Below are 22,605 nucleotides of genomic sequence, written 5' to 3' on the forward strand. Positions count from 1 at the left end.
ATGAAACAACAATCTAGTCTAGCTCGTCTATGGAGCTATTTAAAAGCCTACCGTTTTTCTGTTTTCTTTGCAGTCTTCTTGAAAATAGTCAGCGTCATTATGAGTGTTATCGAGCCTTTTGTATTAGGGCTTGCTATCACAGAATTAACCAGCAATCTTCTTGATATGGCAAATGGTGTTGCAGGAGCAGGGATTAATACCAGCTATATCGCAGTGATTCTGGTAATCTATCTCTTGCGTGGCCTTTTTTATGAGTTGGGGTCTTATTACTCAAACTACTTCATGACCAATGCGGTGCAGTCCATGATACAGGATTTGCGAAATGAAATGAGCGAAAAAATCAACCGCATCCCTGTGTCTTACTTTGACAAGCACCAATTTGGGGATTTGCTGGGACGTTTTACTAGCGATGTAGAGACCGTATCTAATGCACTTCAACAATCCTTCTTGCAGATTGTCAACGCAGTCTTTACCATTCTTTTTGTTATGGGAATGGTCCTCTATCTAAATCTTCAGCTGGCTATCATTGTTATCTTGTCGATTCCGATTACTTATTTTGGTGCTAAAACGATTCTGAATCGTTCGCAGCCGTACTTTAAACAGCAGGCAGCTATATTGGGACGAATGAATGGATTTGTACAGGAAAACTTAACAGGTTTCAATGTTTTAAAACTTTTCGGGCGCGAAGAAAATTCTCAAGAAAGATTTGAAAAGATTACGGATGAATTGCAACAAGTCGGATTCAAGGCGAGTTTTATTTCAGGATTGATGATGCCTGCCCTTCACATCGTGTCTGATTTAACTTACCTAATAGTTGCTGTCTTAGGTGGTTTGCAGGTTATTGCAGGGCGCTTGACGATCGGTAATATGCAAGCTTTCGTTCAGTATGTGTGGCAGGTCAGTCAACCGATACAAAACATTACTCAATTAGCAGGGCAAATACAAAGTGCTAAGTCTTCGCTTGACCGTGTCTTTGAAGTTCTAGATGAACAGGAAGAAGTCCAAACTGCTGAAGCGAAAGAACTAGCACCATTGACAGGTCAAGTTAGTTTCAAAAATGTCGATTTCCAATATGTAAAAAATAAACCATTGATTCGCAATTTTAATTTAGATGTTGAACCTGGAGAGATGGTAGCTATCGTTGGACCTACTGGAGCAGGGAAAACAACCTTGATTAACCTTCTCATGCGTTTTTACGATGTGACAGCTGGTGCCATTTTAGTGGATGGACAAGATATTCGAGACTTGTCTCGTCAGGACTATCGTCGCCAGTTTGGGATGGTCTTACAGGATGCTTGGCTTTATGAAGGCAGTATCAAGGAAAATCTTCGCTTTGGAAATCTTGAGGCAACTGACGAGGAAATCGTTGAAGCTGCTAAGGCTGCAAATGTGGATCACTTTATCCGCACCCTTCCTGGTGGCTATAACATGGAGATGAACCAAGAGTCAAGTAATATTTCTCTTGGACAAAAACAGTTGTTAACCATCGCGCGTGCACTCTTGGCGGATCCTAAAATCTTAATTTTGGACGAAGCAACTTCTTCAGTTGACACTCGTCTAGAACTTTTGATTCAAAAGGCTATGAAACGTTTGATGAAGGGGAGAACAAGCTTTGTCATTGCTCACCGTCTTTCGACAATTCAGGAAGCTGATAAGATTTTGGTACTTAAAGATGGACAGATAATCGAACAGGGAAATCATGAAAGTCTTTTAGCTGCAAAAGGTTTCTATTATGATCTTTATCAAAGTCAATTTTCTAGTAAAAACAGTGAAAATAGCTAGGATAAATAGCCACTCATTTTCTTAAATTATCAGTCAATTAGAACTTTTTTAATATGGGTTAATTTTCTTGCTTTTGTCTACTAGGTGTAGTATACTGAGATAGTAATCAATAAATATGGTTGCAAAAATAATATTATGAGGTGAGAAAAATGGTAGAATTGAAAAAAGATGCATTAAAAGACGTAACAACATTATCTAAATCAGCGCCTGAAGCGCTAGCAAAAACAAAGGAAGTGCTTAACCAAGCAGTAGCAGACTTGTATGTGGCTCACATTGCCCTTCACCAAGTACACTGGTACATGCGTGGTCGTGGTTTCCAAGTATGGCATCCTAAGATGGATGAATACATGGATAGCCTTGATGGTTACCTTGATGAAATCAGCGAACGCTTGATTACACTTGGTGGCAAACCATACTCTACATTGACAGAATTTCTTCAACACAGTGAAATCGAAGAAGAAGTTGGAGAATTCCGTAATGTAGAAGAAAGTTTGGAACGTGTTCTTGAAATTTATCGTTACCTCATCACTCTTTTCCAAAAAGCTTTGGATGTAACAGATGAAGAAGGTGATGATGTAACCAATGATATCTTCGTTGGTGCTAAGGCAGACCTTGAAAAAACAGTCTGGATGCTTGCAGCAGAATTAGGACAAGCACCTGGTTTGTAAGATACTCTATTTTGTCAAAAATCCGTAGAAGTTTTCTACGGATTTTTTCTATTCAGGAGGGCATTCCAAAACAGTCTTTTTTGAAGATTTTTGATAAAATAGAACTATCAATGAAAAGGATGAAAGCATGACAAAGAAAATCGTAGCCATTTGGGCTCAAGATGAAAAGGGTGTGATCGGAAAAGAGGATCGCTTGCCATGGCATTTGCCAGCAGAGTTAAAACATTTTAAAGAAACAACCTTGAATCATGCCATTTTAATGGGTCGTGTAACCTTTGATGGGATGGGACGACGATTGCTTCCAGGACGTGAGACTCTGATTTTGACGCGCAATCCTGAAGAGTCAATTGAGGGGACTCTGGTTTTCCAAAATGTTGAGGATGTTTTAGACTGGTACCATCATCAGGCTAAGAATCTCTATATCATTGGTGGCAAGCAGATTTTTCAGCTTTTTGAACCTTATCTCGATGAGATTATTGTGACACAAATTCATGCTCAAGTTGAAGGGGATACCTATTTCCCAGAAGATTTTGACTTGACTGCTTTTGAGACTGTTTCAAGCAAATCTTATTCCAAAGATGAGAAAAATGTCTATGATTTTACCATTGAATACAGAAAGAGAAAGGAAGTCTAATGGAGCGTAGTATTTTTGGTTTTTTCACAGCTCTTTTGTGTGCTGTCTGTCTTGTGGCTGGATCACACGCTTTTCGTAAAAAGCGCTACGGACTTGCTACTCTACTTTGGCTTAATGCTTTTACAAACTTGGTGAATAGCATTCATGCTTTTTATATGACCTTATTTTAGATAGAAAAATCATTTAGAACGGAAGGGAATCATGCCTACAAATAGGAAAAATGATATGATGGTTTATTGCTCATTTTGTGGCAAAAGCCAAGAAGAAGTTAAAAAAATAATCGCTGGGAACAACGCCTTTATCTGTAATGAATGTGTGGAGTTGGCCCAGGAAATTATTCGTGAGGAGTTGGCTGAGGAAGTCTTGGCAGACTTGTCTGAAGTACCAAAACCAATCGAACTCTTAAACATCTTGAACCACTATGTGATTGGTCAAGATCGTGCCAAACGTGCTTTGGCAGTTGCTGTATATAACCACTACAAACGCATCAATTTCCATGACACTCGTGAAGAATCAGAAGATGTGGATTTGCAAAAGTCAAACATTTTGATGATTGGTCCAACTGGTTCAGGGAAGACTTTCCTTGCTCAAACTCTTGCTCGAAGTTTGAATGTACCATTTGCTATTGCTGATGCAACAGCCCTTACTGAGGCTGGTTATGTAGGTGAGGACGTGGAAAATATCCTCCTCAAACTCTTGCAGGCAGCTGATTTTAACATCGAACGTGCAGAACGTGGAATTATCTACGTAGACGAAATCGACAAGATTGCTAAGAAGAGCGAGAACGTTTCTATCACACGTGATGTTTCTGGTGAAGGTGTGCAACAAGCCCTCCTCAAGATTATCGAGGGAACTGTAGCTAGCGTGCCACCTCAAGGCGGACGCAAACATCCACAACAAGAAATGATTCAAGTGGACACTAAGAATATCCTCTTTATCGTGGGTGGTGCCTTCGATGGCATCGAAGAGATTGTCAAACAGCGTCTTGGTGAAAAAGTTATCGGCTTTGGACAAAACAACAAGGCTATTGACGAAAACAGCTCTTATATGCAAGAAATCATCGCAGAAGATATTCAAAAGTTCGGAATTATTCCTGAGTTAATTGGACGCTTGCCTGTCTTTGCAACCTTGGAGCAGTTGACCGTAGATGATTTGGTTCGCATCTTGAAGGAACCAAGAAATGCCTTGGTCAAACAATACCAGACCTTGCTTTCTTATGATGATGTTGAGTTAGAATTTGACGACGAAGCCCTCCAGGAAATTGCTAACAAAGCCATCGAACGCAAAACTGGTGCGCGTGGTCTTCGCTCAATCATCGAAGAAACCATGCTAGACGTTATGTTTGAAGTTCCAAGTCAAGAAAATGTGAAAACTGTTCGTATTACAAAAGAAGCAGTCAATGGAACGGCTAAGCCAATCCTAGAGACAGCCTAGAGGTGACTATGGAAATCAATACACACAATGCTGAGATTTTGCTGAGTGCAGCTAACAAGTCCCACTATCCGCAAGATGAACTTCCTGAGATTGCTCTTGCAGGTCGCTCAAATGTTGGTAAATCAAGCTTTATCAATACCATGCTTAATCGTAAGAATCTAGCTCGTACTTCTGGGAAACCAGGAAAAACACAACTACTCAATTTCTTTAATATTGATGATAAGATGCGTTTTGTGGATGTGCCTGGTTATGGTTATGCCCGTGTTTCCAAAAAGGAACGTGAAAAATGGGGTCGTATGATTGAGGAATATTTAACTACTCGAGAAAATCTACGAGCGGTTGTTAGTCTCGTTGACCTTCGCCATGATCCATCGGCAGATGATGTACAGATGTACGAATTTCTTAAATATTATGAGATTCCTGTCATCATTGTGGCGACCAAGGCAGACAAGATTCCGCGTGGGAAATGGAACAAGCACGAATCAGCAATTAAAAAGAAATTAAACTTTGATCCAAGTGATGATTTTATCCTCTTTTCATCCGTAACAAAAGCAGGAATGGACCAGGCTTGGGATGCTATTTTAGAGAAAATTTGAGGAAATTGAATGGCTAAAACAATCCATACAGACAAGGCTCCAAAGGCTATCGGACCTTATGTTCAAGGAAAAATCGTTGGCAATCTTTTGTTTGCTAGCGGTCAAGTGCCCCTATCTCCTGAAACTGGAGAAATCGTAGGAGTGACCATCCAAGAACAGACAGAGCAAGTTTTGAAAAACATTGGCGCTATCTTGGCTGAAGCAGGAACTGATTTTGACCATGTGGTCAAAACAACCTGTTTCTTAAGCGATATGAACGATTTTGTACCCTTCAATGAGGTTTACCAAACAGCCTTTAAAGAGGAATTTCCAGCTCGTTCAGCTGTAGAAGTAGCTCGTCTACCTCGCGATGTAAAAATAGAAATTGAAGTCATCGCAGAGATTGGGTGAGTTATTTGAAGTTTGGTTTTTCCAAACTTCTTTTGATATAAGGAGACAAAGATGACAAAGAAACAACTTCACCTGGTGATTGTAACAGGGATGAGTGGTGCAGGGAAAACTGTAGCCATTCAATCCTTCGAAGATTTAGGCTATTTTACCATTGATAATATGCCACCAGCTCTATTGCCAAAGTTTTTGCAGTTGGTTGAGACTAAGGATGATGACCACAAATTAGCTTTGGTAGTGGATATGCGTAGCCGTTCCTTCTTTTCAGAGATTCAGGCTGTCTTGGATGAATTGGAAAATCAAGATGATTTGGACTTCAAAATCCTCTTTTTGGATGCAGCGGATAAGGAATTGGTGGCACGCTATAAGGAAACTAGAAGAAGTCACCCTCTTGCAGCAGATGGTCGTATTTTGGACGGTATCAAGCTGGAACGCGAGCTCTTGGCTCCCTTAAAAAACATGAGTCAAAATGTAGTAGATACAACTGAATTGACACCTCGTGGACTTCGTAAAACGATTGCTGAGCAATTTTCAGACCAAGAACAAACGCAGTCATTTCGTATTGAAGTTATGTCCTTTGGTTTCAAATATGGAATTCCCATTGATGCCGACTTAGTTTTTGATGTCCGTTTCCTCCCAAATCCCTACTATCTACCAGAACTTCGCAATCAGACAGGTGAGGACCAAGCTGTTTACGACTATGTCATGAAACATGAGGAATCCGAAGACTTTTACCGCCATTTATCAGCCTTGGTTGAACCAATCCTACCAGGCTATAAAAAAGAAGGCAAATCAGTTTTAACCATTGCGATTGGTTGTACGGGTGGTCAACACCGAAGTGTGGCTTTTGCCAAGCGTTTAGCAAATGATTTGTCTAAAAATTGGCCAGTAAATGAAAGTCATCGTGATAAAGATCGAAGAAAGGAAACGGTAAACCGTTCATGAGAAAACCCAAAATTACGGTGATTGGTGGGGGAACTGGAATCCCCGTTATCTTAAAAAGTTTAAGGGAAAAGGATGTCGAGATCGCAGCCATAGTAACTGTTGCGGATGATGGTGGTTCTTCAGGTGAACTTCGTAAAAACATTCAACAGTTAACACCACCAGGTGATTTGCGTAATGTCCTCGTTGCCATGTCGGATATGCCAAAATTCTATGAGAAAGTCTTTCAATATCGTTTTTCTGAGGATGCAGGTGCCTTTGCTGGTCATCCCCTTGGGAATATTCTCATAGCTGGATTATCTGAAATGCAGGGCTCAACCTATAATGCCATGCAATTACTAAGTAAATTTTTCCATACAACAGGCAAGATTTATCCATCTAGCGACCATCCCTTGACCCTCCATGCTGTCTTTAAAGATGGGACAGAGGTAGCTGGCGAGAGTCACATTGCTGATCATCCAGGCATGATTGATCATGTTTACGTCACTAATACGCTTGATGATGAGAAACCTGAAGCTAGCCGCCGGGTGGTTAACACTATTCTCGAAAGTGATATGATTGTCTTGGGACCAGGTTCACTCTTTACTTCGATTTTGCCTAATATTGTTATTGAAGAAATTGGTCAGGCCCTTCTGGAAACCAAGGCTGAAATTGCCTATGTCTGCAACATCATGACCCAGCGTGGAGAGACCGAGCATTTCACAGATAGTGATCACGTAGAAGTCTTGCATCGTCATTTGGGCCGTCCATTTATCGATACTGTCCTTGTTAATATCGAAAAGGTTCCGAGGGACTATATGGATACCAACCGTTTTGATGAGTATTTAGTACAGGTTGAGCATGATTTTGAAGGCTTACGTAAGCAAGTCCCACGTGTCATTTCATCCAACTTCCTACGTTTGGAAAATGGCGGAGCCTTCCATGATGGCGATCTCATTGTAGATGAGCTCATGCGCATTATACAGGTGAGAAAATGAGCTTCACAGTTGCAGTAAAAGAAGAAATTTTGGGTCAGCACCATCTGAGTCGCCACGAACTATCTGCCATTATTAAGATGTCTGGTAGTATTGGTTTATCGACTTCTGGATTGACCTTGTCCGTCATTACAGAAAATGCCAAGTTAGCCCGTCATCTCTATGAATCTTTTTTGCACTTCTATGAGATTAAATCAGAAATTCGTCACCATCAGAGAAGTAATCTTCGTAAAAATCGAGTCTATACTGTTTTTACGGATGAGCGAGTCCAAGAACTACTCAGTGATTTGCACTTGGCAGACTCCTTCTTTGGACTAGAGACTGGTATTGCGCCTGAAATTCTAGCAGATGAGGAAGCAGGTCGTGCCTATCTCTGTGGAGCCTTTTTGGCAAACGGAAGTATTCGGGATCCAGACTCTGGTAAATACCAGCTTGAGATCAGCTCAGTCTATCTGGACCATGCCCAAGGGATTGCGGCGCTTCTTCAGCATTTCTTGTTGGATGCCAAGGTGATTGAACGAAAAAAAGGTGCAGTGACCTATCTTCAGCGTGCTGAGGATATCATGGACTTTCTCATAGTTATTGGAGCCATGCAGGCGCGTGATACTTTCGAAGGCATCAAAATCTTACGTGAAACCCGTAATGACCTCAATCGTGCTAATAATGCAGAGACGGCTAATATTGCTCGTACGGTTTCAGCGAGTATGAAAACCATTAACAATATCAGTAAAATCAAAGATAGAATTGGCTTGGATAATCTTCCAGTAGATTTGCAGGAAGTTGCCCGTCTGCGTATTCAGCATCCAGACTATTCTATCCAGAAGCTGGCAGATAGTCTGACAAATCCACTCACCAAAAGTGGTGTCAATCATCGACTGAGAAAGATTAACAAAATCGCAGAGGAACTGTAAAAACCACGAATCGTGTGATTCGTGGTTCTTTTCTTATAGACTTGTAGAGTGTTTTGGTTGTACTTTTTGTTCGGGGTCGATATAGTTGATGGCATTATTAACAGCAGTTGGTGCTTCACCTAGACCTGTCGCAATCAAGTCAATCTTACCTTCGTAGTAGCAGCAGTCACCGATAGCGTAAATTCCAGCTTGGCTTGACTCCTGCTTGCTATTGACGATAATCTTGTGACGGTTAAGATCAAGTCCCCATTTTTTAAGATTACCTACAGAAGATTTGAAGCCATAGTTGACAAAGAGGTGGTCCAATTCAATGCTTTCTGTCTCCTCGGATTTAACTTTTGTGATTTCAAGCTTGTCTAAAGTTTTTCCATCTCCAAGAAGCTGACTTGGCACAAATGGTGTTTTGATAGTCACAGAAGACTCTTGCAAGGCTTGGACGCTATGCTCAAGAGCACGGAAGTTATCGCGACGATGCACAAGTGTAGTTGGAGCAATCTTTTCAAAAGCTAGTGCCCAGTCAACGGCTGAGTCGCCACCACCCAGGATAGTTACCTTCTGACCAGCATATTGTTGAATATTAGAAACGTGGTAGTGGATATTGTCATAGCCTTCCACGCCTTCTAATTCTAGTGGACGAGGTTTAAAGGCACCACCACCCATAGAGATAATGACCGTTTTAGTCAGGTGACTTCCTTTATTGGTAGTAATAGTAAAATAGTCCTCGTTTTTTACTATATCTAGGACAGTTTCATTGAGGTGAACAGGTGTCTCAAACCCGTCTAATTGTTCTAACAAGCGACTAGTCAATTCTTCGCCAGTAAGATTTGGGAAACCTGGGACATCGAGAATTTGTTTTTCAGGATATAGGATAGCAGGTTGACCACCTAGTTGAGGAAGAGAATCGACGATTTGTACTTTGGCTTGACGAAGGTGAGCATAAAAGGCTGCGAAAAGACCGACAGGTCCACCTCCTACAATGGTGATATCATATAGTTCGGACATGGTTTCTCCTTATTTCATTTTTATCATTTTATTCTATCATATTTTCTATCAATTTAAAATGAAGTAGGGGGAAGAAAATTTTCATATAAAATGATATAATGAAGAGTAGCTTTTTTATGGAGAGGAGGCCTAGAATGAATTTTCAACAATTATCTAATCTTCAATACTGGTCTAGTTTATTTTCCAGTCCTTGGAGTATTCTGATAAATGTGATTGATATTCTTATCGTTGCCTATATCTTATACCAATTTACAAAATCAATTGCAGGAACCAAGATTATGATCCTGGTTCGAGGTGTTTTAGTTTTTATCTTAGCTCAGATAGCAGCAAATACCCTAGGCTTGACAACTATTTCCTGGTTGATCAATCAATTGATTACTTACGGTGTTATCGCAGCGGTAGTTATTTTCTCTCCAGAAATTCGGACAGGTTTAGAGCGCTTGGGACGTGCGACTGATTTCTTTTCAAGTACGCCAATGAGTTCAGAAGAACAGATGATTCAGGCCTTTGTTAAGGCAGTTGAATATATGAGCCCGCGGAAAATTGGAGCACTTGTATCAGTTCAGCGTGTCAGAACCTTACAGGAATATATTTCCACGGGAATTCCTTTAGATGCTAAGATTTCTGCAGAACTCTTAATCAATATCTTTATTCCAAACACACCTTTACATGATGGTGCAGTCATTATAAAAGGCGATCGTATAGCTGTAACATCTGCTTATCTTCCACTTACTGAGAGCACTGATATTTCTAAGGAGTTTGGAACACGACACCGTGCAGCTATTGGTTTATCTGAAGTATCAGACGCCTTAACATTTGTTGTGTCAGAAGAAACTGGAGGCATTTCCATTACCTATAATGGTGTCTTTAAGCATGATTTAACGATGGAAGAATTTGAGGAAGAACTACGTTGTATACTGATTCCGGAAAATTCACAAGAGCCAAGCTTAACAGAGCGTATATTAGGAGGCTGGAAGAATGAAAAAAAATAGTTTATATATCATCTCCTCACTCCTCTTTGCTTGCGTTTTATTTATCTACGCTACCTCTATTAATTACCAAAATAATAATAATGCAAGATCGGCTCGAACAGAAACCTATACCAATACGGTCGTAAATGTACCGATTGATATTCAGTACGATAGTGAGCAGTATTTTATTAGCGGTTTTAGTTCAGAAGTAACGGTATTTTTAACTGGATCCAATCGAGTGACCTTGGCTAGTGAGATGCAAGAAAGCACTCGTAAATTTAAGGTTACTGCAGATTTAACACAGGCGACAGAAGGAACGGTTGAAGTACCCTTGACCATTGAGAATCTTCCGAGCGGTTTAACAGCCCTAGCAACACCGCAGAAAATCACCGTTAAAATTGGGAAGAAGGCAACACGGGATAATTTACCAGTCACTCCACAGATTGACTCTGGTAAGGTTGATGAACGGATTCTCATTGACAGTGTGACTGTTTCAGATGAACGCGTTTCAGTTACAAGTGATGTCGATACCTTATCTAAGATTGATAAGATTGTAGCTGTCTTACCAACGAGTGAAAAAATTACTGGAAATTATACGGGTTCAGTTCCCTTACAAGCTATTGATAAGAATGGAACAGTTTTACCAACGGTGATTACACCGTATGAAACAACCATGAAGATAACAACGAAACAAGCTAGATCAGCAAGTAGTTCTAGCTCATCAACGACAAGCTCATCTTCGGACAGTTCGTCTTCAACTGGTTCTGAAACCAAGCCAGACTATTCAAAAAAAGACTAATAAAACACAATAGAAAAGGATAAAAAATGGGTAAATATTTTGGAACGGACGGAGTCCGTGGAGAAGCAAACGTAGAATTAACGCCAGAATTGGCCTTCAAACTAGGTCGTTTTGGAGGTTATGTCCTCAGCCAACATACGACCGAAGCGCCAAAAGTTTTTGTAGGACGAGACACTCGTATTTCAGGTCAAATGCTTGAATCTGCCTTGATTGCTGGACTTCTTTCAGTGGGAATTCATGTTTATAAACTTGGTGTTCTTGCAACACCAGCAGTAGCATACTTAGTAAAAACAGAGGGTGCGAGCGCAGGTGTCATGATTTCAGCTAGTCACAACCCAGCCCTTGATAACGGAATTAAATTCTTTGGTGGTGATGGCTTTAAACTAGACGATGACAAAGAAGCAGAAATCGAAGCCTTGCTAGATGCCAGTGAAGATACTCTCCCACGTCCAAGTGCAGAGGGCTTAGGTACGGTTGTTGACTATCCAGAAGGATTGCGTAAGTATGAAGCCTACCTGGTTTCAACTGGAACTCCTCTTGAAGGGATGAAGGTTGCCTTGGACACTGCTAACGGAGCAGCTGCAACAAGTGCTCGTCAAATTTTTGCGGACCTAGGTGCTCAATTAACAGTTATTGGTGAAACACCAGATGGCCTTAACATCAACTTGAACGTTGGTTCAACTCATCCAGAAGCCTTGCAAGAACTTGTAAAAGAAAGCGGGTCAGCTATCGGTTTGGCCTTTGATGGGGATAGCGACCGTTTGATTGCTGTTGATGAAAATGGAGAAATCGTTGATGGTGACAAGATTATGTACATCATCGGGAAATACCTTTCTGAAAAAGGTCAATTGGCTCAAAATACGATCGTAACAACCGTTATGTCTAACCTTGGTTTCCATAAGGCCTTGGACCGTGAAGGTATTAATAAAGCAGTCACTGCTGTTGGAGACCGCTATGTAGTTGAAGAAATGAGAAAGTCTGGCTATAACCTTGGAGGTGAGCAGTCTGGTCACGTTATCTTGATGGACTACAATACAACTGGTGATGGGCAACTATCAGCTGTGCAATTGACGAAGATCATGCAAGAAACAGGTAAGAGTTTATCAGAATTAGCAGCAGAAGTGACTATTTACCCACAAAAATTAGTCAATATTCGTGTGGAAAATGCCATGAAAGAAAAGGCAATGGAAGTTCCTGCTATCAAAGCCATTATCGAGAAGATGGAAGAAGAAATGGCAGGGAATGGCCGCATCCTCGTTCGTCCAAGCGGAACGGAGCCACTCTTGCGTGTCATGGCTGAAGCCCCAACCACTGAGGAAGTTGACTACTATGTAGATACTATTGCCCAAGTTGTTAAAACTGAGATTGGTATTTAGTAAATCTAGCAGAAAATAAAAAAATATGGTACAATGGCAACTATATTGTAATTGTACAAATGGAGATGAAAATGAATTTAAAACGTGAACAAGAATTTGTCAGCCAGTATCACTTTGATGCGCGTAACTTTGAATGGGAAAATGAAAATGGAGCACCTGAAACTAAGGTTGATGTAAACTTCCAGTTGCTTCAGCATGATCAAGATAATCAAGTTACTTCTTTGGTAGTTGTTTTGAGCTTTATGATTGTCTTTGATAGATTTGTCATTAGTGGAACGATTTCTCAAGTCAATCATGTTGAAGGTCGTATTGTCGACCAACCAAGTGATTTCAACCAAGAAGAAGTTGAGACACTAGCTCGCCCATGTTTGGATATGCTTAATCGTTTGACTTACGAAGTAACAGAAATTGCCCTTGATTTACCGGGAATTAATTTGGAGTTTTAAGAAATGAAATTAGCGGTCATAACAGACTCGTCTGCTTTTCTACAAGCGGAAATCTTGCGGAAAGAAGATTTATTTGTGCTAGACATTCCTGTGAATATCGATGGACAGGAGTATGTTGAAGGTGTAAATCTAACCGCTCAAGAATTTTATGAAAAAATGGCTTCAGCAAGCGAATTGCCAAAAACGAGCCAACCAAGTATTGCCAAGTTAGATGAAATTTTATCATCATTAAAAGATAAAGGCTATACACATGCCTTAGGCCTTTTCCTATCTTCTGGAATTTCAGGATTTTACCAAAATATCCAATACATGAAGGATGAGTTTGAAGGTTTGACCATTGCTTTTCCAGATACTCGAATTACAAGTGCTCCTTTAGGCTATATGGCTGAGAGTGTCTTTAAATGGGCAGAACAGGGAGATGGTTTCGAGTCTATCTTAGATAAAGTAACTGAACAGATTGAAAATACCTCAGCCTTTATTATGGTGGATGATCTTGACCATCTAGTTAAGGGGGGGCGTCTTTCAAATGGTGCGGCCATTTTGGGGAATCTCCTTAGTATCAAGCCAATCCTATACTTCAATGACCAAGGTGTGATAGAAGTATATGAAAAGGTTCGTACAGAGAAAAAGGCTACCAAACGCTTGGTTGAAATTGTTAAAGAAGCAACAGCTATTGGGAATTACCAGATTACTGTCATTCACGGGAATGCTCCTCAAAAAGCAGCAGATTTACGTCAACTTTTGATCGATGGTGGAGTGGCTACAGATGTTTCAATTGCAACCTTCGGTAGTGTTATTGGGACTCACTTGGGAGAAGGAAGTATTGCTTTAGGCTATACACCCATAATCTAGACTATTTTTTAGGGGTAACTAAGGTCCTTTGTATCTTGAAATTCAACACGCCTGAAACCCTGTGTGAAAAAGATAGTTCTTCCAAGGAGTAGATACTCCTTGCTTAGACCTCCTATTTTCACCTTTTGTTCTTACAGGCTTTGTATCTTAGAAATTGAACACGGACTACCTGCCTCTTGAAAAAAGATGCCTGTCTTGCCTTTCGTGGAGAGTCAGCGCCATTCCCTATTTTTCATGGGCAGCTAACGTCCTTTGTATCTTAAACAGGAGTAGAGATTGAGATGAGTATTCGAGTAATTATTGCTGGTTTTAAGGGAAAGATGGGCCAAGCTGCTTGTCAGATGGTTTTGTCAGATTCTGAGTTAGAACTAGTAGCAGTTGTAGATCCTTTCGAGTCTGAGACCCAATGGCAGGGAGTTCCGATTTTTAATGATAAGGCTGCCTTAGTAGGCTTTGAGGCAGATGTATGGGTTGACTTTACAACACCAGCAGTTGCATATGAGAATACCCGTTTTGCGCTTGAAAATGGCTTTGCTCCAGTAGTTGGAACAACAGGTTTCACTAGTCAAGAGATTGAAGAACTAAAAGAATTTTCTCGTTCTAAAAACTTGGGTGGCTTGATTGCTCCTAACTTTGCTTTGGGTGCTGTCTTGCTCATGCAATTTGCGGCACAAGCTGCAAAATACTTCCCAAATGTAGAGATTATTGAGCTTCACCATGACAAGAAAAAAGATGCTCCGAGCGGAACAGCTATCAAAACAGCGGAATTGATGACAGAAGTTCGTGAGTCTATCCAACAAGGTGCTAGTGATGAGGAAGAACTCATTTCAGGGGCACGTGGAGCTAACTTTGATGGTATGCGAATCCACTCAGTCCGTTTGCCAGGTTTGGTAGCTCATCAGGAAGTTATATTTGGAAATCAGGGAGAAGGATTGACTCTACGTCATGACTCCTATGATCGTAGCTCCTTCATGACAGGGGTGAATTTGGGAATCAAAGAAGTTGTCAAGCGTCATGAGCTTGTCTATGGATTAGAACACTTATTATGAGATTAACACAAATGCCTTCTGAATTTCAGAAGGCTTTACCAGTATTAGAAAAAATTAAAGAAGCAGGCTTTGAAGCCTATTTTGTTGGAGGCTCTGTTAGGGATGCTCTACTCAATCGTCCTATCCATGATGTGGATATCGCGACATCATCCTATCCAGAAGAAACCAAGCAGATTTTCCCTCGTACAGCTGATATCGGGATTGAGCACGGAACTGTCTTGGTTTTAGACGGAGATGAAGAGTACGAAGTGACCACTTTTCGAACAGAAGATGTCTATGTAGACTACCGTAGACCAAGTTCAGTTTCTTTTGTTCGTTCGTTAGAAGAGGACCTCAAGCGCCGAGATTTCACAGTCAATGCCTTTGCCTTGGATGAAGAAGGGGAAATCGTTGATTTATTTGATGGTTTACAAGATCTAGAAAATCAAGTTTTACGAGCAGTTGGTGTAGCTAGTGAGCGTTTCAACGAAGATGCCCTACGAATTATGCGCGGATTTCGTTTCCAAGCCAGTCTTGGTTTTGAACTCGAGCAAGAAACCTTTGAAGCGATGAAGACCTTAACGCCACTCTTAGAGAAAATTTCTGTGGAACGTACTTTTGTTGAATTTGATAAACTTCTACTAGCTCCTCATTGGCGAGTAGGTCTGTCTTCTATGATTACAAGTAAAGCTTATGATTATCTTCCAGATATGGCTGGTAGTCAGGACAAACTCCAATCTTTGTTTGACTTAGAGGCTGATTTTACCTTTGAATCTTCTGAGCAAGCCTGGGCAGCACTTTTATGGGGTCTAGAAGTGGAAGATGCTCAACAATTTTTGAAACATTGGAAAACTTCGCGTCAATTTGCCAAGCAAGTTCAAGATTTGCTAACAATCTTAGAACTTCGTGAAGAAGGAGAACTAAGCAAGCGCGATTGTTACCGCTTTGATCTAGATTTGCTTATACAGGCTGAAAATCTTCGTCAGGCTCAAGGGAAAGAAGTCAATCCACGAGCTATCGAAGAGACTTACCACAGCCTAACCATCCATGATAAGAAAGAAATTCAAATCAATGGTGGGATTTTGATCAAGGAATACGGTTATCAACCAGGACCAGAAATGGGAGAAATTTTAGCAGAGATTGAGTATGCTATTGTGGATGGAGATTTGGAAAATAACTTGGAAGCTATTCATGCCTACTTGAGGGAGAAAAAATGAGTGATTTTATTGTTGAAAAACTAAGTAAATCCGTTGGGGACAAGACCGTCTTTAAGGATATTTCCTTTATCATTCATGACTTGGACAGAATCGGTCTTATCGGCGTCAATGGAACTGGAAAAACGACTCTTTTAGATGTTCTTTCAGGAGTTTCAGGTTTTGATGGTGACGTAAGCCCTTTTTCGGCAAAAAATGATTACAAGATTGGCTACTTGACTCAGGACCCAGATTTTGATGATAACAAGACTGTCTTGGATACTGTTCTATCGAGTGATTTGAAAGAAATCCAGTTGATCCGTGAGTATGAATTGCTCATGCTCAACTACAGTGAGGACAAGCAGGTACGTTTGGAACGTGTCATGGCGGAGATGGATTCTCTCCAAGCTTGGGAAATTGAGAGTCAGGTCAAGACCGTTCTCAGCAAGTTGGGAATTCAGGATTTATCAACTCCCGTTGGAGCCCTATCAGGTGGTTTGCGAAGACGGGTTCAGTTGGCGCAAGTCCTTCTGGGCAACCATGACCTCTTGTTACTAGATGAACCAACCAACCACTTGGATATTGCGACCATTGAGTGGCTAACCCTCTTCTTGAAAAATTCCAAGAAAACAGTGTTATTTATCACCCACGACCGTTACTTCCTAGATGCGCTTTCAACGAGAATTTTCGAGTTGGACAGAGCTGGTTTGACCGAATATCAAGGAAATTATCAAGACTATGTTCGTCTCAAGGCGGAACAGGATGAGCGCGACGCAGCGCTTCTTCACAAAAAAGAACAGCTTTACAAGCAAGAATTGGCCTGGATGCGTAGACAACCACAAGCTCGTGCAACCAAGCAACAGGCGCGTATTAATCGTTTCCATGACTTGAAGAAGGAAGTTTCAGATAATAGTGTTGAGACAGACTTAAGCATGAATTTTGAAACTAGCCGTATCGGTAAAAAGGTCATCGAGTTTAAGGATGTTTCCTTTGCCTATGACGACAAGCCGATTCTGAAACATTTTAACCTTTTGGTCCAAGCCAAAGACCGTCTCGGAATCGTTGGTGACAATGGTGTTGGTAAGTCAACTCTTCTCAATCTCATTGCGGGAAGTCTTGAGTCGACAGCAGGTCAAGTTGTGATTGGGGAAACGGTTCGCATCGCTTATTTCTCTCAACAAATCGAAGGTTTAGATGAAAGTAAGCGGGTTATCAATTACCTGCAAGAAGTGGCAGAAGAGGTTAAGACCAGTGGTGGCTCTACGACCTCTATCGCGGAGTTATTAGAACAGTTCCTTTTCCCACGTTCAACACACGGCACCTTGATTGAAAAGCTATCAGGTGGAGAGAAGAAACGTCTTTACCTCCTTAAACTACTCCTCGAAAAACCAAATGTTCTCCTCTTGGATGAGCCAACTAATGACCTAGACATTGCGACCTTAACTGTTCTAGAAAATTTCTTACAAGGTTTTGCAGGTCCAGTCTTGACAGTTAGTCACGATCGCTATTTTCTTGATAAGGTGGCGACTAAGATCCTTGCCTTTGAGAATGGCACCATCCGTCCCTTCTTTGGGCATTATACCGACTACCTAGATGAAAAAGCCTTCGAAGCAGAAGCAACAAGTCAAGTTCAAAAGGCTGAGAAGGAAAAAGTCGTCAAAGTCCGTGAAGAAAAGAAACGCATGACCTACCAAGAAAAGCAAGAGTGGGCAAGTATTGAAGGCGATATCGAAAACTTGGAGAACCGTATTTCTGAGATTGAAGAAGAGATGCAGGCAAATGGCTCTGACTTTGGCAAACTAGCTACCCTTCAAAAAGAGCTGGATGAAAAGAATGAAGCCTTGCTGGAAAAATATGAACGCTATGAATATTTAAGTGAGTTGGCTTAATGGAAGAGAAAATCATCAAATGGAGCAGTAAGAAAATCATTTGGACTATTGTTCTCTGCTTAGTTGAGTTATCTTTTCTTCTTTGGATCCTATCCCAAGGAGGCACCTGTGGGATTGGTGGTATTAATACTCTTTGTCTTATTCTTAATCATCATTGTTGGATGGTTTTTGTATGAACGTTTTCAAATTCTTCTGTCAGATAAAGAGTATTTGAAATGTACGCCTCAAGGATTTTCCTATAAGCCTCATCCAAAAAAAGAAAGTCAGTTTTATTCTTGGGGACAAGTAGAAACATTTTCTCTTATGAGAATTAAGGGTGGTAGAAGTTCGAGAGACTTTTATCAGATTGAAGTTTATTTTTTTGACAAAGACCTTGTAAAAACGAAATCTCTATGGAATCGTCTACGAAGTAGATTTACGGTTGGTAAACATTCTAACGTTTTAAAAATTCCAATCTACTTACTGGATGTCGGTTTACCAGGCAGAGTATTTGAAACAATGACCTACTTTGAAAGAGAATGGCGTATCCAACAAAATCGTCAAGGCAATCACAAATCTAAAAGCAAAAAGAAGTAAGAACTTCATTCAGTCAATAATAGCAACAATTGAAGAAAAAAATGAGAAGTCTTGTACCAAGTGTCAAGGCTTCTTTCTATTTCTCTTTTCTAAGAAATGTGTTATAATAGAGAGTAAAAATTTTAAAAGAAAGAAATGCTATGAACTTAAAAGATTACATTGCAAGTATTGAAAACTACCCTAAGGAAGGAATTGTCTTCCGTGATATCAGTCCCTTGATGGCTGATGGTAATGCCTACAGCTATGCTGTTCGTGAAATCGTCCAATACGCTACTGACAAAAAAATCGATATGATTGTTGGACCAGAAGCGCGTGGATTTATCGTTGGATGTCCAGTCGCTTTTGAATTGGGAATCGGTTTTGCGCCTGTTCGTAAACCTGGAAAACTACCACGTGAAGTTGTTTCAGCTGACTATGAAAAAGAATATGGTGTTGATACTTTGACTATGCACGCAGATGCTATCAAACCAGGACAACGTGTTCTTATCGTAGATGACCTCTTGGCAACAGGTGGTACTGTTAAGGCTACCATCGAAATGATTGAAAAATTAGGTGGAGTCGTAGCAGGTTGTGCCTTCTTGATCGAACTTGATGAGCTTAAAGGTCGTGAAGCTATCGGAGATTACGACTACAAGGTGCTTATGCATTATTAATGAAAAACAGTCCCTAGGGCTGTTTTCTCTTCATCTGATATAAAAAAAGGCTATATCTAGTTAGAGAAAAACTATAATTGAAAACTATATCTTCTTACAGTATAATAAAGGGAAGTACTTTCGTCAGCTGATTTTTTCATTTGATGACTGTATGTTCACTTGAGCCTAAACTTGATACAGTAAGGAGATTTCCATGCCGATTCGAATAGATAAAAAATTACCAGCAGTTGAGATTTTACGAACGGAAAATATTTTCGTCATGGATGACCAGCGGGCGGCTCATCAGGATATTCGACCACTGAAAATTCTGATTTTAAACTTGATGCCACAGAAGATGGTTACAGAGACTCAGCTTTTACGACATTTAGCTAATACTCCTTTGCAGTTAGATATTGATTTCTTATATATGGAAAGTCATCAGTCGAAAACAACTCGTTCTGAACATATGGAGACTTTTTATAAGACTTTCTCGGAAGTTCAAGACCAGTATTTTGATGGCTTGATTATCACAGGAGCACCAGTCGAACATCTTCCTTTTGAAGAAGTGGACTACTGGGAGGAATTTACTCAAGTCATTGATTGGTCCAAGACTCATGTCTTTTCAACCCTGCATATTTGCTGGGGAGCACAGGCTGGCCTCTACTATCGTTACGGCGTAGATAAACACCAGATGGCTCAAAAACTTTCGGGAATTTATCCTCAGGATGTTTTAAAAGAAGGTCATCTTTTGCTGAGAGGTTTTGATGATTTGTATGTGTCTCCCCATTCTCGTCACACAGAAATTCTCAAAGAAGACATTGTAAATAAAACAAATTTAGAGATCTTAGCATCTGGAAAAGAAGTGGGAATCTCTATCCTTGCAAGCCGAGATTTAAGAGAAGTTTATAGCTTTGGGCATTTGGAGTATGATCGTGATACGCTAGCCAAGGAATATTTTAGAGATCTAGATGCTGGTTTAGATCCCCATATACCAGAAAATTATTTCAAAAATGATGACATTCATGAACTCCCATGTATGAGGTGGAGTTCATCTGCAGCCCTCTTCTTTAGTAACTGGGTAAATTATGCAGTTTACCAAGAAACGCCTTTTGAGTGGAAGAGTGCAGAAGAAGATGTGTCTCATTTTGGATATTTATAAGAGGAATTATGACATATTTAGATGCTTTCAAATCAGGGAATTTGGTCTTACCAAGTGCTCTGTTCTTAAACTACAATCAACTTTTCTCATCAAGCGATGATTTCTTAGTTTGGCAATTCTTTTACCTACAAAATACAACAGTTTTAGGGGAATTGTCCCCAAGCCAAATTGCTGAGAAAATAGGCAAGCAAGTCTATGAAGTCAATCAAGCGATTTCCAGATTGACAGAAAAAGGCTTACTCCAATATCGTACGATTGAACTCAATGGAGAAATAGAAGTTATTTTTGATGCGACCCTTGCTTTGGAACGTTTGGACCAGCTTTTTGAAAAACAAGAACCAAGCCAAGCTGTACCTGCTAAAAATGATTTGAAAGACTTGGTGGAAACCTTCCAACAAGAGTTAGGTCGTCTCCTGAGTCCTTTTGAAATTGAAGATTTAGAGAAGAGTTTAAAAGAAGACGGAACCAGTGCTGACCTGATCAAAGAAGCCTTACGTGAAGCCGTTTTGAATGGAAAACCAAATTGGAAGTACATCCAGGCTATCCTACGAAACTGGCGTCATGAAGGCGTTAAGAGTGTAGTTCAGGTAGAGGCGAAGCGTCAGGAGAGAGAAGCGACTAATCCTCAAAATGTTCAAGTTTCTGCAGATTTTCAAAATGCTATGGATCTTTGGAAAGACCAATTTTAAGTATTGATAATAAAAAATGCCTACAGGCTAGAAAGAAAATCTAGCTTGTGGGCATTTTTCTATAAGAACTTAGTTAGCCAGTCCCCATACACTAAGAGAGCGTTCTGTAACTGGGAAATCTCCATAACCTTCAGCATTAATGGTTACTTGGTCAGGATGGTTACCAAGCAAATCAACAAAGGTTTGGTCAGCCCATTCCTGACCGACGAACATGATTTTGGAATTTGCTTTGGCATTAGAAATCACGATGGCAAGTGGTGATTGATTGTTAGCTCCTGAACGAATCCAACCGATACAATTAGGGTCATCAAAGTAGTCGGTTTGCTCTCCATAAGCCAACTCTTTTCGGATAGCTAGCAAACGGTCGAGGACATCCTTGAAGTCTTCTTGAGCATATTGACCAGAAATACCATAGTAGTCTCCATAAAAGACACATGGGAGCCCCTGCTCACGCAAAAGAATGAGGGCATAGGCTGCTGGTTTAAACCATTCTTCAACAGTGGATTCAAGTGCTTGGCCACGTTGAGTATCATGGTTATCGACAAAGGTTACAGCTCGGTCTGGATTGAGTTGTACTAGACTATCCTCAAATATGGTTGCCAAATCATAGTTTTCTCCAGCTTTGCTTGCTTCAAAGAGATTTTGGTGAAGGCGAACATCGACAAGATCAAAGCGTTCTTCAATTTTTTCAAGGTAGTCCAGATTTGCTTCCTTGTCTGGATTCCAGAATTCTCCAAAGACATAGAAATCTTGACCATATTTTTCCTTCATGTCACGGATAAAATTCCCCATAAAGAAAGAGTCAATGTGTTTGACTGCATCCAAACGGAAACCAGTTACACCAGTCGTTTCCATGAACCAATCAGCCCAGTCATAGATATTTTTTATCACTTCAGGATGTTTGAAATCTAGATCGGCATACATGAGATAGTCGTAATTGCCATTCTCATTGTCGACTAATTCCTCATGAGCCCAGCCTTTGTTGTCTCCCTGTATCAGATAGATTCCAGATTTACGGCGTTTAGCATCGTAGTCAGTTCCAGTAAAGTGGTACCAGTGCCAGTGGAAGTCATTGTAGGTATTTTTTCGTCCATCAAAAGTAAAACCAGTCCAGCCATTGATGGTAAAAGGTTCTCCTAGTTCCACAGTTCTATCTTCTGGATCCACTTCGATAACTTGAAAAGATTCTAAATGGTCAGCGGCTGCCTTATGATTGAGTACCACATCGGCCATGGGTTGAATCCCGTGAGATTTTAAAGTTTGGATGGCATGAAGATAGTCTTCTTTAAAACCATACTTGGTACGTATAGTACCTTTCTGATTGAACTCTCCAAGGTCAAATAGGTCATAGACGCCATAACCAACATCTTTTTCATTTGTTGCTTTAAAAGCAGGTGGCATCCAAATGTGACTAATGCCTAAGTTAGCTAGGTGTTCAGCGTCGTCAGCTAGGCGCATCCAGTGTTTTCCATCGTGGGGGAGATACCATTCAAAATATTGCATTAGGGTTTGATTTTTCATAGTTTATCCTCTTACTTACAGTGTTGAGAATTATTGTAGCATAAAGTCAGCTTCTGCGCAAACGTTTGCGCTTAAATTAAACTCTTTGAATGTTCTGTCTATTTTTTGAAGAATGGGCAGAGACCTGCAAAAATTGAAATACTA

General features: G+C 40.4%; 22 protein-coding genes and 1 pseudogene. 21 read left to right on the plus strand and 2 right to left on the minus strand.

The window, feature by feature from the left end; genetic code table 11:
• The 9 genes from ADF68_RS02930 (at position 1) to whiA (ending at position 8,328) form a co-directional block, all read left to right on the plus strand.
• Complete coding sequence (locus ADF68_RS02930) at positions 1-1,782, plus strand: ABC transporter ATP-binding protein (RefSeq protein ID WP_049548563.1); 1,782 nt, start codon at positions 1-3, stop codon at positions 1,780-1,782.
• Between the two features lie 149 nt (positions 1,783-1,931).
• Positions 1,932-2,450, plus strand: a complete 519-nt coding sequence (locus ADF68_RS02935; protein ID WP_000229851.1) for a Dps family protein — start codon at positions 1,932-1,934, stop codon at positions 2,448-2,450.
• Positions 2,451-2,577: 127 nt separating this feature from the next.
• Positions 2,578-3,084: a dihydrofolate reductase gene (locus ADF68_RS02940; protein WP_049548564.1), complete on the plus strand. Its 507-nt coding sequence runs from the start codon at positions 2,578-2,580 to the stop codon at positions 3,082-3,084.
• Positions 3,085-3,285: 201 nt separating this feature from the next.
• The gene (gene clpX / locus ADF68_RS02950; RefSeq protein ID WP_049548565.1) at positions 3,286-4,518 is read left to right on the plus strand and encodes an ATP-dependent Clp protease ATP-binding subunit ClpX; all 1,233 of its coding nucleotides are present in this window, start codon (positions 3,286-3,288) and stop codon (positions 4,516-4,518) included.
• Positions 4,519-4,526: 8 nt separating this feature from the next.
• The gene (gene yihA / locus ADF68_RS02955) at positions 4,527-5,114 is read left to right on the plus strand and encodes a ribosome biogenesis GTP-binding protein YihA/YsxC (protein ID WP_049548566.1); all 588 of its coding nucleotides are present in this window, start codon (positions 4,527-4,529) and stop codon (positions 5,112-5,114) included.
• A gap of 9 nt (positions 5,115-5,123) precedes the next feature.
• Complete coding sequence (locus ADF68_RS02960; protein WP_049548567.1) at positions 5,124-5,504, plus strand: RidA family protein; 381 nt, start codon at positions 5,124-5,126, stop codon at positions 5,502-5,504.
• A 51-nt stretch (positions 5,505-5,555) separates the two neighbouring features.
• Positions 5,556-6,446, plus strand: coding sequence for an RNase adapter RapZ (rapZ, locus tag ADF68_RS02965; protein WP_049548568.1), 891 nt, complete (start codon positions 5,556-5,558; stop codon positions 6,444-6,446).
• The gene (locus tag ADF68_RS02970) at positions 6,443-7,420 is read left to right on the plus strand and encodes a YvcK family protein (protein ID WP_049548569.1); all 978 of its coding nucleotides are present in this window, start codon (positions 6,443-6,445) and stop codon (positions 7,418-7,420) included. The genes rapZ and ADF68_RS02970 overlap by 4 nt, the downstream gene beginning before the upstream one ends.
• A complete protein-coding gene (whiA, locus tag ADF68_RS02975; protein ID WP_049548570.1) occupies positions 7,417-8,328 on the plus strand; it encodes a DNA-binding protein WhiA in 912 nt (303 codons plus the stop codon). Before ADF68_RS02970 ends, whiA begins: the two co-directional genes overlap by 4 nt.
• A 33-nt stretch (positions 8,329-8,361) precedes the next feature.
• Here the strand turns inward: whiA and ADF68_RS02980 are convergent, their stop codons facing one another.
• On the minus strand, positions 8,362-9,330 hold the full coding sequence (locus ADF68_RS02980; protein ID WP_049548571.1) for an NAD(P)/FAD-dependent oxidoreductase: 969 nt from the start codon (positions 9,328-9,330) through the stop codon (positions 8,362-8,364).
• Between the two features lie 134 nt (positions 9,331-9,464).
• Between ADF68_RS02980 and cdaA the strand changes: the two genes are divergently transcribed.
• The 12 genes and pseudogenes from cdaA to ADF68_RS03040 all read left to right on the plus strand — a co-directional run bounded on the left by cdaA (position 9,465) and on the right by ADF68_RS03040 (position 20,940).
• Positions 9,465-10,322, plus strand: a complete 858-nt coding sequence (gene cdaA, locus ADF68_RS02985; protein ID WP_049548572.1) for a diadenylate cyclase CdaA — start codon at positions 9,465-9,467, stop codon at positions 10,320-10,322.
• Positions 10,309-11,100, plus strand: a complete 792-nt coding sequence (locus ADF68_RS02990; protein WP_049548573.1) for a CdaR family protein — start codon at positions 10,309-10,311, stop codon at positions 11,098-11,100. The genes cdaA and ADF68_RS02990 overlap by 14 nt, the downstream gene beginning before the upstream one ends.
• 26 nt (positions 11,101-11,126) lie before the next feature.
• Positions 11,127-12,476, plus strand: a complete 1,350-nt coding sequence (glmM, locus tag ADF68_RS02995; protein ID WP_049548574.1) for a phosphoglucosamine mutase — start codon at positions 11,127-11,129, stop codon at positions 12,474-12,476.
• Positions 12,477-12,547: 71 nt separating this feature from the next.
• Positions 12,548-12,922 (plus strand): DUF1149 family protein, encoded by a 375-nt coding sequence (locus tag ADF68_RS03000; RefSeq protein WP_001050083.1) that lies wholly within the window; start codon positions 12,548-12,550, stop codon positions 12,920-12,922.
• Positions 12,923-12,925: 3 nt separating this feature from the next.
• Positions 12,926-13,774, plus strand: a complete 849-nt coding sequence (locus ADF68_RS03005; RefSeq protein WP_049548575.1) for a DegV family protein — start codon at positions 12,926-12,928, stop codon at positions 13,772-13,774.
• Between the two features lie 281 nt (positions 13,775-14,055).
• Positions 14,056-14,823 (plus strand): 4-hydroxy-tetrahydrodipicolinate reductase, encoded by a 768-nt coding sequence (dapB, locus tag ADF68_RS03010; RefSeq protein ID WP_049548576.1) that lies wholly within the window; start codon positions 14,056-14,058, stop codon positions 14,821-14,823.
• On the plus strand, positions 14,820-16,019 hold the full coding sequence (locus ADF68_RS03015) for a CCA tRNA nucleotidyltransferase (protein ID WP_080979369.1): 1,200 nt from the start codon (positions 14,820-14,822) through the stop codon (positions 16,017-16,019). The genes dapB and ADF68_RS03015 overlap by 4 nt, the downstream gene beginning before the upstream one ends.
• The gene (locus ADF68_RS03020; protein ID WP_049548578.1) at positions 16,016-17,884 is read left to right on the plus strand and encodes an ABC-F family ATP-binding cassette domain-containing protein; all 1,869 of its coding nucleotides are present in this window, start codon (positions 16,016-16,018) and stop codon (positions 17,882-17,884) included. Before ADF68_RS03015 ends, ADF68_RS03020 begins: the two co-directional genes overlap by 4 nt.
• Positions 17,884-18,460 (plus strand): annotated as a pseudogene (locus tag ADF68_RS03025) (hypothetical protein). Before ADF68_RS03020 ends, ADF68_RS03025 begins: the two are co-directional and overlap by 1 nt.
• Positions 18,461-18,600: 140 nt before the next feature.
• The gene (locus ADF68_RS03030) at positions 18,601-19,113 is read left to right on the plus strand and encodes an adenine phosphoribosyltransferase (RefSeq protein WP_049548579.1); all 513 of its coding nucleotides are present in this window, start codon (positions 18,601-18,603) and stop codon (positions 19,111-19,113) included.
• A gap of 193 nt (positions 19,114-19,306) precedes the next feature.
• Positions 19,307-20,251, plus strand: coding sequence for a homoserine O-acetyltransferase MetA (gene metA / locus ADF68_RS03035; protein ID WP_001122704.1), 945 nt, complete (start codon positions 19,307-19,309; stop codon positions 20,249-20,251).
• 8 nt (positions 20,252-20,259) lie between these two features.
• On the plus strand, positions 20,260-20,940 hold the full coding sequence (locus ADF68_RS03040; protein ID WP_049548580.1) for a DnaD domain-containing protein: 681 nt from the start codon (positions 20,260-20,262) through the stop codon (positions 20,938-20,940).
• A gap of 69 nt (positions 20,941-21,009) precedes the next feature.
• Here the strand turns inward: ADF68_RS03040 and ADF68_RS03045 are convergent, their stop codons facing one another.
• The gene (locus ADF68_RS03045; RefSeq protein ID WP_049548581.1) at positions 21,010-22,461 is read right to left on the minus strand and encodes an alpha-amylase; all 1,452 of its coding nucleotides are present in this window, start codon (positions 22,459-22,461) and stop codon (positions 21,010-21,012) included.
• Between the last annotated feature and the right edge of the window lie 144 nt (positions 22,462-22,605).

The organism is Streptococcus pseudopneumoniae (genome assembly GCF_001068775.1).
Taxonomy (GTDB): Bacteria; Bacillota; Bacilli; order Lactobacillales; family Streptococcaceae; genus Streptococcus; species Streptococcus pseudopneumoniae_N.